General features: G+C 55.9%; 7 protein-coding genes and 1 pseudogene. 6 read left to right on the top strand and 2 right to left on the bottom strand.

The genetic code is table 11. The annotated features are described in order from the left end of the window. Positions 1–102 (bottom strand): annotated as a pseudogene (locus ASC93_RS32040) (IS481 family transposase); the annotation flags it as partial. 563 nt (positions 103–665) lie between these two features. On the opposite strand from ASC93_RS32040, the gene ASC93_RS30665 reads away from it, so the two are divergent. From ASC93_RS30665 to ASC93_RS10985, 6 genes are all read left to right on the top strand, one after another. Beyond that, positions 666–1,664 carry an ABC-three component system protein gene (locus ASC93_RS30665; RefSeq protein WP_157201865.1) on the top strand — a complete coding sequence of 333 codons (999 nt, stop codon included), beginning with the start codon at positions 666–668 and terminating at the stop codon, positions 1,662–1,664. Next, positions 1,655–2,140 carry an ABC-three component system middle component 2 gene (locus ASC93_RS30660; RefSeq protein WP_157201864.1) on the top strand — a complete coding sequence of 162 codons (486 nt, stop codon included), beginning with the start codon at positions 1,655–1,657 and terminating at the stop codon, positions 2,138–2,140. The genes ASC93_RS30665 and ASC93_RS30660 overlap by 10 nt, the downstream gene beginning before the upstream one ends. A 1-nt stretch (position 2,141) precedes the next feature. Further along, positions 2,142–4,037, top strand: a complete 1,896-nt coding sequence (locus tag ASC93_RS11000) for a hypothetical protein (RefSeq protein WP_056441170.1) — start codon at positions 2,142–2,144, stop codon at positions 4,035–4,037. Positions 4,038–4,220: 183 nt separating this feature from the next. Continuing rightward, positions 4,221–9,476, top strand: coding sequence for a hypothetical protein (locus ASC93_RS10995; RefSeq protein ID WP_200958309.1), 5,256 nt, complete (start codon positions 4,221–4,223; stop codon positions 9,474–9,476). A gap of 374 nt (positions 9,477–9,850) precedes the next feature. Beyond that, a complete protein-coding gene (locus tag ASC93_RS10990; RefSeq protein WP_056441167.1) occupies positions 9,851–10,591 on the top strand; it encodes a hypothetical protein in 741 nt (246 codons plus the stop codon). Positions 10,592–10,718: 127 nt separating this feature from the next. Then, a complete protein-coding gene (locus ASC93_RS10985) occupies positions 10,719–12,110 on the top strand; it encodes an OmpA family protein (protein WP_056441164.1) in 1,392 nt (463 codons plus the stop codon). Between the two features lie 328 nt (positions 12,111–12,438). Here the strand turns inward: ASC93_RS10985 and ASC93_RS10980 are convergent. Then, the coding region (locus ASC93_RS10980; protein WP_162251852.1) for a transposase at positions 12,439–12,882 on the bottom strand (444 nt) is incomplete at its 5' end.

The following is a 12,882-nucleotide window of genomic DNA, read 5'->3' as shown; positions in this document are numbered from 1 at the left end:
CAGTCGATGCTCGGCAGGCAGGGCTGCGCAAGCGACGTCGAAGGCGTGCTTGCCGCTGGGCTTTTTGTCTTTGGTGGCGAAACGGTCGGTAAATTGCGAGCCGGCGCATCAATCCCGCCAGACCGACCGTCACGTGAGCCTATCCCGACAGGCTCCGGGCCGCTGCGTGACCTGCATCGACAATTCTGCAGCGGCACCTACCTGTTGCCGGATCAGGAATTGATCCGAAATTTAACCATTCTGCAATAAGTCGCACTGCTCTGGGGCCAGATGCCGTCCGGTGACAAAGTGATAGATTCCTCATGGAATCAACCGTTACAATGACGGAACGGTAATGGTGGGTATTTACGTGTAGCGAAACCGAACCGGTTCTTCACCGTCATGGCCCGCGACTCATTGAGTTGAGCGATCAGGTGCTCGACGGCGAGTCCCGTGTGTGCACTTCAGCCGTTCTTCCGCTCCACCGAAGCGCGACATGTAATGATGGAATTGCCGACGCAGGCATACACATCCGCTATTCGGAAAATGGTTTTTGGCTCAATGCTAGAACGGCACCGGTTCAACAACAATCGCTGGTCTTGTGTTGTATAAATGAAATGGCGAGGCCAGGCTGTATCATTGGTTGATCTGATAAATTCTAACTGGTTAAATTGGCGGCTATCGCAATGGCTTTGAACGAATCAAAACATATTCTTGTGCTAGATGACGATGAACTGGAGGAATTTGTCAAAAAATGGTTGGCTCACGAAAAAGACAGTTACCATGGCTTTGAGCGGAACTCTGGTTCCGGAGATCGGGGCCTAGACGCTGTAGGTTTTTGCACTGCGAACAGATACGAAGGTCCATGGCACAATTACCAGTGCAAACAATTGAGCCGCCCACTAGGTGAGGCTGAATTTTTTGCCGAATTGGGTAAGGTATTTTTTTATTCAACGAGCGGCGAATTTAGTTTGCCCGAAAAATATATCTTCGTTGCGCCAAACAATGTCGTTCGAAAAGTCCGTAATTATGTCGGCATGCCTAGTAAGTTGAAGGCCGAATTGTTGAATAATTGGAACGTTCGTTGCAGTGCTGCAATTATCGAAAACGTTTGTGTTTTACTGGATGATAAATTAAGACAGGCTATACAGGGATATGACTTCTCCTCTGTTGAGGTTTGGAATGTTCACAAGCTGATTGAGCAACCCAATGTCCGTAAAGTTCTCAGCGAGCATGTTGATATGGACCCTGGCTCGGCCCCTGCAGGGGTTGTGCCGACTGATGTGAGTAGCAGTGAACGGACTTACATAGCGCAACTTATTGACACGTACGGCTCGCATTGCGGAACTCCTTTCGCCAACGATACTGAAGTTCTTTCTCATCCAGATTATGGACCTGACTTGTGTGATCAACGTCGTCGCTATCATGACGCCGAGGCGTTTCATCGACATTTTCGGGATAGTTTGAGTCCAGAGATATTGGAACAGTTTGATCAGGATATTTACGATGGCGTGGTGGACGAATACCGGGCGACCAAGGGCTATCCGCGCCTTTTGGCTGTTATGAGGGCTGCCGCCCAGACCAAGGTCTCAGGTGTATTTGAAAAACATAGCAGGGCTCCAAATAGTGTTAAACAGGGTGTTTGTCATCGCCATGTTAATAAAGGAAAATTGAAATGGTCATGATTGCTCGGCAGGACTTTGGCCGTATAACCCCCTTTAATAGTTCCCTTGAGGTGGGTATTAGAGTTGCAATCATACTCAATTCTTTTCATCCGCGAAGGCTGAGTTTGTTGGAACTTGCTCTGTATGATTATTTTGTGATTCATACGGCAGATGCTGATGGGCCGCCTAGCATTCACCCATCGATCCCTTCCAGACATGGAGAGTATTTTGTTAGGCGCGGACGGATTGAAGCTGGCTTGGCATTGATGAGAAATGCCCACATGGTGCACTATCACAGCGAGCCCAATGGCGTCGCTTATGAAGCGTCGGAAAAGGCAGGTGCTTTGATTGATACCTTGATGAGCCCATATAATCGGAAGTTGAAAGAATGTGCCGATTGGTTGGCGCGGGAGGCGTTTCAAAGCGATCTCTTTCAGGCCCGCTTAACGGAATTAATCGGCGGCTGGAGCGTGCAGTTGGGAAAGGACTTGAACTAGAATGGTCAAGAATATGAAGCCCGGGATAAGGGTCAAAAAACTTTTGTTTGCAGGGGCGGGTTGTGAGGATGCATGGGTGGATTTTTCTGCTGGCTTGAGCATTATTTATGGCGGTTCGAATGCTGGTAAGTCTTTCATATTAAAGTCGCTCGATTTTATGTTTGGCGCCGAAAAGCTTCGGTTGCCTAAGCAAGGGGCTGACTACGAACGACTCTTGCTTTGGGTCGAGTTACCCAGTGAGCGCTCGATAACGTTGGAGCGGAGTACCAGAGGTGGAAGCGTAAAGCTTTATAATGGATTCCTGACGCCCCAGGAAACTGATTTGGCAGATTCGACTATTCTTGCCCCGAATCAGAAAGGACGAAAATCCAAGAAGCCTACCCAATCTCTTTCTGAGTTCTTGTTGAGTGAAATTGGCGCAAAGCCAGCACAGCTCGCAAGAAACGAAGCAGGCGAAAAGGCTAGCTTTTCCCTGCGGTTGCTCTCACACTATATTTTCGTCGGCGAGGATGAAATGATTAGTGAGCGTAGCCCGATTCAGATCCCTGATCAACGGATGTCGAGCCTCGATAAGAGTCTTTTTCGCTTCCTTTTAAGTGGCGTTGATGACTCGGCTGTCACCGAGGTACCGAAAGCAGAGCATTTGTCAGCGGCAAGAAACGGAAAGATTGAGCTGCTTCAAGAGTTTGTGAATGCGATTGAAAGCCAAGGCTCAACAGGACTCGATGAGGTGCAGGCCGAATTGCACCAAGCTTCTGAATTGGTGGATAAGATTGCGGAGTCCGTCCGGTATTACCAGACCCGCATTGATGTTCTGACCCTGCAGCGGCGAACTCATTTGAACGCGAGGGACTCGAGTGCGTCGAAAACTGCTGAACTTCGGCTTATGAAGTTGCGGTTTCTCGAGCTGGAAGCTCTTCACAAATCTGACCTTGAGAGACTGGAAGGACTCGATGAAGCCGCCGTATTGGTTTCGTTAATGGGTGATACCGAATGCTTGGTCTGTGGAGCTCTCCCTGTTCATCAGCAAAAGAGTAAAATTACAGAAGAGTCCGTCGAGCAGCATCGACTTGCGGCTGAAGCAGAGGCTTCCCGGATCAAACGCGATCTCGAAACCCTTCAGGCGACCATCGGCGGGTTGGCAAGTGAGATTGTCAAACTCGAAGAAGAAACGTCCCGTTTTGCGGCTGACGTAACGAGGGTTGAGCTAGAAATCGCCGACTTGCGACCGCACGAGTATGCTTTGCGAAAGTCGTTCGAGGAAGTCGTAAGAAAAAAAAATGACCTCGTACTGCGAGCTAATTCGCAAAAGCAGTTGCAGGAATACAAGAGTAAGATTAGGGAGCTTCAATTATTGAAAATTGGACGACAGCGGGCTGATGGTCTTTCGGTTAGTATTGATAATGCCGCGTCAATCGAGTTTTCGAGAATAGTCAAGAAAGTGCTTCACGCTTGGCAATATCCGGATATGGGCGAAGTCTATTTTGACGGTAAGGATCAGGATATAGTTGTGAACGGCCGTGAGCGCAACGATAATGGGAAGGGGGTGCGGGCTATTCTACATTCCGCATTTAAGGTTGCCGTCCTGATCTATTGTCGTTTGAAACAGCTTCCGCACCCGGGGTTACTCGTTCTGGATTCTCCACTACTGACGTATCGGGGGCCTATGCAGACACATAAGTTCGGTGAATTAGGGGAGGATGAAAAGCGTTTTCAGCAAACAGCTTTGAATGAGCATTTTTATGCCCACCTTGCAAGTTTGTCCTCGTTAGGGCAATTTATTGTTTTGGAGAACCAGGATCCGCCCGCTAGTATTCATGATCGGGCTCATATTATTCGGTTTAGTGGCGAAAAAGGTGATGGAAGGCAGGGGCTCTTTCCGCCGCTATCCGCTTAAGGAATACTAGTGGCGTTGTTCGCTCCTAATGACCATTGGTTGTGCTACGAAAGTTGTTTCGAAAAAACTACGTCGGGACATCCCGACGTGCTCGCAAAAAAGCGAAAAAGCTGGGCTGGGCAGGGTGTGCTCTGAGCCTCACCGCAGGATGCACAACGTTGCGGCGATGAGTACTATGTAGCCATGCCCAACATCAGCTCCTCCAATTCCATGCCCGGTCATCCGGCTCCAGCTGAGACAGCCGACGGGACGGCGGCCGTGCATACGCACAAAGTCCGCCGCGTCGACGAGGTACCAGCGATCGCTAGTCCAGCGGCTGCCGGCCCCGCCGGCTCCTTGCTGGAGGGGCACGTTGGCGCACAGTACCTGTTGCCGCTGTTATCGGGCGGCGAAGCGCGTGGACTACCCGGTGTGGTGGTGACGCATGTGGAGTTCCAGCGGGCCGGTTTCGATCATCAGATGGACGACGTCGTCGTCACCGGCTATGACCCCAAGGGCGAGATCGCCACCCTCGAGTTGCAGGCCAAACGCACGATCACCTTTACGGCAAGCGACAAGGTGTTCGCGGATGTCGTGGCACTTGCCTGCCGGGTGGCGGCCAAGCCCGAGTTCGAGTCGACCCGCTATTTGGTCGCGGTGGCGATCAGTCGCACGTCGACCAAGGTTGAGCACTATATCCAGGATGTGCTGAAATGGGCACGCGACTATCAGAGCCATGAAGAATTTTTCCGCAGACTGAACCAGTCTGGCGCGGCGCATCAATCGATGCGCGACTTCGTGGAGGCGTTCCGCAGCCATATGCGAACCGCAGGCGCCACACACGACGACTTAGCCGTGTGGCGACTGTTGTCTCGCTTCCTGGTGTTGCCATTCGACTTCGAGCAGCCAGGCTCGGTTTGCGCACAATTGGCACGAGAGCGGTGCGCCTTGCTGCTCCCTGCACATGACACCGGACGAGCAGGCGAGCTATGGGATACGCTTCAACAGGTCGCCTTGCAGGTCGACGCGGCAGGGGGGGATCTCGATGCGCCAGCGCTACGTGAGCGGCTCACGAGCGAACGTGGCTATCGGCTTGCCGCTGATCGACGCCTGCAGGGCGCGCGCGGGCGACTGGCCGAGGCTTCCGAGCATGCCCTGGATGACATCGACTCCCGTATCAACGGTGTAACGATCGATCGCAGTGGCCGGGTCGCCGAAGCGCTGTCCGCACTCGATCATGGCAGATATCTCGAAATCCTGGGCGCAGGCGGTGTCGGCAAATCGGGAATATTGAAGGATCTTGCACAGCGCGTCGGACTCGAGTCGCGCGTGATTGTCGTTGCACCGAATCGCATTCCTGGCGGCGGATGGGCCGCTTTGCAGGCACAGCTCGGTTGTGATGCGAGTGCACAAGAATTTCTGCTCGACCTGGCAGGCGATGGCGGCGGAACGTTGTTCGTGGATGGTCTGGACCGGTTCGACGACGACGCGCAGATGGCAACCGTCACCGACCTGATCCGGGCTGCGGCAAAGGTGCGAGATTTTCGCGTGGTCGTAACGGCGCGACTCGACTTCGATACCGACGCGCGGGCATGGTTGCCGTCGAAGGCGCTGCTGGAGCTGGGGAGGGCGCCTTCCTTGATTATCGGCGAACTGGAGGACGACGAGATCGCCCAGCTCCGGGATGCCGACCCGGCGCTTGCCGCGTTGTTGGTGCCGGGACATCCGGCGCAGAGGCTGGTGCATAACTTGTATCGCCTGAACCGGCTAGCGAGCGGTACGCCTCCCGAAGCGGAAGTAACCTTCAGCGAAGCACAGATGGCATGGCAGTGGTGGACGACTGGCGATGGCGCAAAACGCGGCGCCCGCCTGGAACGCCGCCGCCTGTTACGTTCCATCGCGATGCATTCCCTGGAATCATCGGCACCGTTGGATGCCGGTCACTTGTCGCCGGATGCGATTACTGGATTGATCGAGAGCGGTTCGCTTCGCGCGCTGGATGCCGTCCGTGTCGAGCTCGCGCACGACGTGCTTCGGGACTGGGCGATCGGGTGCATTCTGTACGAAGAACGGGAGCTGGTCCAAGCATTGTCGCTTCAAGTCCCGGCACCTGTACGCACTGTGCGTGGCGTGGAGTTGGCGGCGCGGCTGCATGCCGAGATCGAACTTGACGCGGCAGGGTGGCAGGATTTGCTCGAGAAAGTCAGTGTGACCGGTACGCACGGTTCCTGGAAACGCGCTGTCTTGCTTGCGCTTGCTCGCTCGGAGCGCGCAAGCGAGATTCTCGACCGCTGCTTACCGGTCCTGTCGACGAATGACGCTGCGCCGTTGTGTGAGCTCGTCCGCGCCGCTGTTGCTGTCGATTCCCAACCTGCTGCGCCAATCTGGGCTGCGCTTGGCGCCGATACGAGCGAGCTCACGGACAATATCGTCTTGCCGCGCGGTCCCACGTGGTTCAACCTGACGCTGTGGTCCCTCGCGGTCGGGGAGCGGCTGCCGTCCCCGTCAGTCCCTCATTTCGTCGACCTGTATTTCCGGGTATGTAACGCCCTGGTCGGGAAGGGGAAATTGCCGCCATTGCTGGTCGCCCGTCTTTATGCCTGGCTGATCGAGGTTGAGTCGGAAAAATACCCGAGGGCTTTCAAGCATAGTGCGATAAGAGCGGTGGAACACGGCCGTGGTTTATCGATGACGACCGCGCAGGAGAACCAGCTGCGGACGGCATTTCTTTTATGGTGCAAGCTTCGTCCTCTCGATACACAGGCCTACCTGGAGCGTATTGCCACTCACCCGCATCGGGAGACACTGTTTCGGCAGTTGGTCTCGTTCATCGGTTCAGCGGCCTACGGGGCGCCGCAGGCCACGGCTGATCTTTTCCTGAAAATACTGCCTGAAGGGGACGACGAAGACGACGGCTATCAGTCGTCGGCTCTCGACATGTTCTCGAATTGGGACTCCCAGTACTTCCCCGCATCCCCGGCCCGCCCGCCGTTCCTTGATCTATTGCAGGCGAATAAGGAGCAAGGGTTGCGTCTGGTGCGAGGTGTCGTCGCACATGCCATACGTCGGTGCTCGCGCGGCCGCGAACCCGGTGATGATCACGTCGAGATTCCGTTCCCCGATGGCGCGCGGTCTTTCCCGTGGCGGATAACCTACATGTGGTCGCGATCGCAGGACAGCGACATCGTCGCGTCGGCGCTGATGGCCTTGGAGGGATGGGCGCACATTCGCGTTGAAGCGGGAGAACCCGTGGAGGCCGTGATCGGTGATGTTCTCGGACCAGACGGCTCTCCGGCAGCTTTCCTTCTGGTCGCGGTCGATGTCCTGCTGTCGCATTGGCCAAAGACGCGCGTATCGGTCCCTCCGTTTGCCGCATCCGCTCAGCTGCTTGCCATGGATCGTCAGCGATGGGCTTTTGACGCTATTCAGCCGGATGCGGACTCTGACGACTGGGTCCACCCGGAGCCATTCGGTGCGATCAAACTGGATGACCTGCGGCGCCGGCCGTCGCGTGGGAATCCGCTCGATGCGCTACTTTTCGAGTTTGGGGCTTATGGGCCGGACGACGTGCGTGCGGACATGCAGCGCACGCTTGCTCGCGAAGCAGAGCGACTTGGAATGCTGGATGAACAAAGTCATGGCTTGACCGATCCAAAGTTCGCCGCAGTCAGCGCGTTGCACCAGCTCGATCCTGCGAATTACAAGCATCGTGTGGATCCGGCCGGCCGGCGTGTTGTCGAGTACCAGCCTCCCGTCGACGAAACCAAACTACTTGCCGCGCTCCAGCAGCAGGCGCAGCGCGGCAGCGCCGAGATTGAAATCCGGGTGCAACTCGCACACGCGCTTACCGAGCAGCGATGCCCGGTCTCATTGATCGAGCAGGGCTTGAAATGGGCCACGGTGACCGATCCGACTTTGCGGCTTGATCTGGACAAGGATGAGCTGGAGTGGATAGGGCGTACACAGTTGATTGTTGCGGCGTTGGTGCTGCGCGATGGTTCGGCTGAGCTGAAGGCCAGGTGGAGTCACTGGGCCCAGGCGAAATTAATGGAAGCGGCAGTACAGGCGCCGGAGAACATCGGAGCGCCAGGACATTTGCCATACAATTCGCTCGCAATCGCCGCGGTCGGATTCCTTGCGGCCTGCCGCGACGAAGCTGACGCACCGGACCTGCGGCCATTATTGCGCCTGTCAGCAGAAAGCAATACCAACATGGCGTCCGTGCTTCGCACAGAACTGAACGCACAGCGCTACGTGGCCCCGACGCTGGCCCGCTCCCTCGTACGTCTCGGCTTTGCGGCTGCGATCTACGCCATACCGCGACGCGGCGACGACTTCTCGGATATCGACCAATATCAAGCGAGTCGGCTAGTACAGGACAAGCAGCGAAAAGAGGACGAACAATCGAGGCTTCGCGACGCGGTGGAGGCAGAGCTGCGATGGCTCGCCGGAGATGGAGATGAGCCCGTGTGGCCCGAGCTGCCACCCGCGTCCCCGCCGAGACAACGAAATACATTGTCGTGGCGCGAACGGCCTCCACAACGTGCTGTCCCGCAACGTGCTTTCGCGTTGAATGCGGCTGAGGCAGCCCAATGGTTGTCTCTCGCTGAGAACTTGTGGGGTGTCGAGCGCCCCGAGCTTTTGCGTTCGCTCGTCCGGCACTGTTGGCTTTGGACCGCCACAGCAAACGGCGTCGGTTGCGCGCCCGACGAACAGCCTGGTGAGCTGTCTTACAAATGGAATGACGCCTACTTCTCGGCTGCACTCGCAGCGGGAGTCTCGATCGGAAACGCGGGAATTAGAGAATACGTGCTCGGGCCACTTACTCAACTGCCTGAAGAACGGTTTCTCGATGCTGCGGAGGCTGTACTGCATGCATTAGACCGCCATTGGTTCAATGGGAATGACGTGCTCGACGATCTCGCAATCTCGACGCGTGAAGCCCTGCTGGAACAACTCAGGGTGACTTCGTCATGGAAGCGGCTGGCATCCGAGCGCACGGCGACCATCGAAATTCGTCTTGCCGGCGCGGTCGCAGCAATGTTCATGGGGCAATATCACAGGGGAAGTGGTCCTCGCTGTTATGTCCCGGCGCGAGGCGCGACTCGTGCCGATGCGGTGCTGCCGATGCTTATGTCGTTAGTCGGAGAGGCGGCCGGGTCGACGTTCGTTGCTGTTGCGTTCGTCGAGGTGCTTGAGATTGCGCCGCATGTTGGCCGGTTGAGTTTCCTTGTCCGTGCGATCTCCGCGTGGTGGACGGCGCAGGGACCGAATTCGGAATTCTGGACCGACCATGGCATCGGGCGACGTATTTGTGCCTGGATCGAGAGTGCAGTGTTCGGTGCGGCAGTCTCACCGGCCGAGCACGAAAGTGTTGAATTGATCGCCGTCGTCGACATACTTGTCCAGTGCGGGATTCCGTCGGCCAGGGGGCTTGAGGAGCGTTTGTTTAGGCATTGAACGTTCTACCTTGAGGAAATCCCGCGCCTACTGGTTCGAGGTGCGCTGAAGCTCGCTGGCGCGCCCGATTTTCGGTTCTGCTCCGTTGACGATCGTCTGGAATATGCGATGTCTGCAAGCACCAGCCAGGAGCCTAACGCCGCTGTATTCAACCAGAGGTCTGTCTTCCTGTTGTAATAGCGTTCGAGACGATAGATATAGCTATCTTGTGGTAACGATTCTTGCGATTTGAACGACATCGTTATCAGTGAGTCGGCGACGAACTTTAGTTGTTTCTGCCACCAAGAACGCCGGGATGCGGCTTTAAGTTGTTGACCTTGGGCTAAAAGGTCGATTGCATTCGTGCTGATGACAAGGTTGGACAATTTGCGGTGATGGGCCAACTGAAATTGATCAACTCGAAGGCCCTAAAGGGCCAAGAGGAAACGAGGTGTCGACAATTCACGATGGACCCGAAAAGCCGGCGTATCGATTACGATTCGCAATTCGGCCGCCTGGCGACGGATCACGCCGGCCAGGTGTGGGTGGCTACGCTTTCCGGCATGCTGATGCGCAAGCAGCGACCCAACGGGCGTTTCGAAGCCGTTGCCCGGTTATCGAAGATACTTGACCTGTTCGTGGACGGGAGTGGTCGCTTGTGGATCTGTACCAACAAAGGCCTGTACCTGATCGCTTCACCCGCCACTGATGCGCGACCGCAAAAATTGTCGCTCGATGGGCTTCAGTCACCGGGTGACGTGGTCGAGGTGACCGGTGCCTGTCAAACGGTGCGCGGCACCCTGTGGTTTCTCGTCAACGGCCGCCTGTTTCGCATGCACGAAGGACGCTGGGCCCATCCCGAACTTGGCACATCCCAGGATACGACATTGGGCGAACTGGCCTGCGACCGGGATAGTCTTTGGCTGACCGGGCAAAGCGATACCGCGGTGTGGAAGGTCGCGGCAGACGCACGGAGCAAGCGTCTCATGCCTCATTCGCTGGAACTCGAGCGCAGCCCCTTGAGGGGGCGCCGAGTGCAATCGACGTTTGTCGACCAGCGTCATTGCCATGTCGAGGGACGCGGCGGGCCGTCAGGACGCTGCTCAGCCGGTGATAACGCGGTGCCCCGTTTATGATTTATTGTTCAACTCTTTTGTAATTGCAAGGTATCTGATGAGCGTTAGCGGAAATTTTAACAGACGCAGTTCCCGTCGAACCAGCGGGAGGAACGGCGTTAGCGGTCCCGAGCGGAGTCTGGGCGCAATGTCCAAGAATGTCAAGGAATTGACGGAGTTGCTGTCCAGTGTTACGACTTTCGGCTACCGGACCGCGGCAGGCATAGGCGGCCTAGCGACGTTCGCCTACCTGCGGTTGATTAATTTTTTCCCATCCGGGATGACGCCTGGCGAAGTCCTCTTCTTCCTATTCATCGCATTTGCGTTCGCCATCACCTATCTATTAGTGATTGGCTACGGCGCGTTTTCCACGCTGTGGCTGGTAAAGGCATGTACATCGTTCCGCAATGTCGTCAGCTTCGACGATGCGGCTCTTGTGTCCAGGTTATTCAGCGATCAGGGCGCGCCCGAGACGTGGCGTTCGGTGTTTCGCGACCGCTGGCATGGGGTACGGATACGGGCCACCCGTGCCAGAATCGACAATCTCTATGCGGTACCGGTTTCCGCGCAGGGCTGGTTTCTGGGACTGTGCTCGCTATTCGTGTTCGTGTACTTCGTTCTCTCGGTCATCGAGTTTGATTCCGTCCCGTTCACCCAGCTTATGTTCGCGATGACGTTTGCCGGTTTCGTGGCGCTGTTCTTCGCATCCGTGCGGCCCGAGTCGGGGTCACGCGCGTCCCATCGCGCGAGGTTCATTGGACTCGCGTTAGCGCCGATTATCGTCCTTTTATTTTATGCTGGGCCGCGGCCGCTGTTGAACATGGTCTTCGGCGGCCTTGGAATTTATGTGCCCAACGTTTCACTTGAGTTGCCGGCATCCGAACTTGATGTCATCGAGCGAATTTCCGAGCATATCGATCGGCCCCTGGTCGATTGCCACCGCCCCAGCCCGGCCATGATTCTCGTTCATGGGGCGGATATTTTGTGGACAGGTGTCGGAGACCAGACGGTCATTCGCTTCAGCGCGATTGACACCACGAAGAGAACCATATTTTCGTCCGCACCTGAATTGCGGCAAGTTCAGCTCAAATTCGATACCAAGTCCTTGCGAATTATCAAAACCGCACCCAGGATCGATCCCTGTTTCAATTTGTCGAGTGATCCATTGTTCAAGAATAGCGACGCGGTGCTGACAGCGGAAGGAATTCGTCGCCTCCGCAGTTTGGTCGACACAGTGAAGAAGTTTGGCAAACCGGTAAAAATTGCCGTTCGCGCGCATAGCGATGCACGATCCGAGATAGCCGCGTCCAGCAAGGCTCCGATAAGTGATCAAATGCTTTCTCAGCAACGTGCATTGGCAGTCGCAAAAAGTTTGGGATCCCTTCTCAACGATAAAGCTGTCGACATCGTCTCGGAGGGAGTCGGAAGCCGTGAGATGCGAAACAAATGTGAACCCGATGCCAAACTGTCTCCTTACGAACTGAATGTGTGCAACAAGGCCAACCGTCGTGTCGAAGTCAATGTGGAATATCGAAAATGAAGTGCCTGGGATAATCTGAGGTGGCGTGCAAACCTATGTGTTTCATAATGGCCTCCACCCTTAACGGTAATCATGGCGACTCTTACGGGATAGGGCGGAGGCAGACTATCTGTCCAGTCCCGTTTGATCATAAACGCGTTTGACGAATAATTCAGGTCGCTTCTGCTGCCACTCCTTAAGGTCACCTCGAATAACCCGATTTTCGGCATGAGCAAGGCAATCTCAGGCTTGATCCAGCGTCGCCATGCCGGCGCATCGTCGGGATGTCGATAGCTATGTGAACTTGGATGAGGTCAGTTTGGCAGCCGCAGGCTGCCAAACTGCTGGTTCAGAACGGTGCTACGCCGTGTTCCTTCAAAAAGACGAGGCGCTTGAGGTTATAACTGGCGACCTTCAGCTGCAGGACGAATGTGGTGCGTACGATCCCCAGACAACGTACCAGTTTGCCGCCCATTTGGGCCAAGGCGCCAAACACATGCTCGACGCGAGCACGCGGCGTAGCGATACCGCGGTTACGCTGTTTCTGTGTCTCGGAAATCCCTTTGGTCGCGTGACCTCGTCGCTGGATGTGCACGCGCCAGCCGGCTTGCTTCAACCTCGTTTCCCTTTCAATGTTGGGGTAGCCACGATCGGCATAGATGTCGCGGCTGGTATTGCTCGGATCCAGCAATTCTTCGAAGACGTTGGTATCGGCCACGGCAGCATGCGTGATGGCGATCTTGCGGATCAGCTTGCAGCGCTTGTCGACGCTAGCGTGCAGCTTGTAGCCGAA

Origin of the sequence: Massilia sp. Root335 (assembly GCF_001425685.1) — a bacterium.
Classification (GTDB): Bacteria; Pseudomonadota; Gammaproteobacteria; order Burkholderiales; family Burkholderiaceae_D; genus Telluria; species Telluria luteola.
The sequence above is the reverse complement of the archived record's forward strand: the minus strand, read 5'-3'. Positions and strand labels throughout refer to the sequence as shown.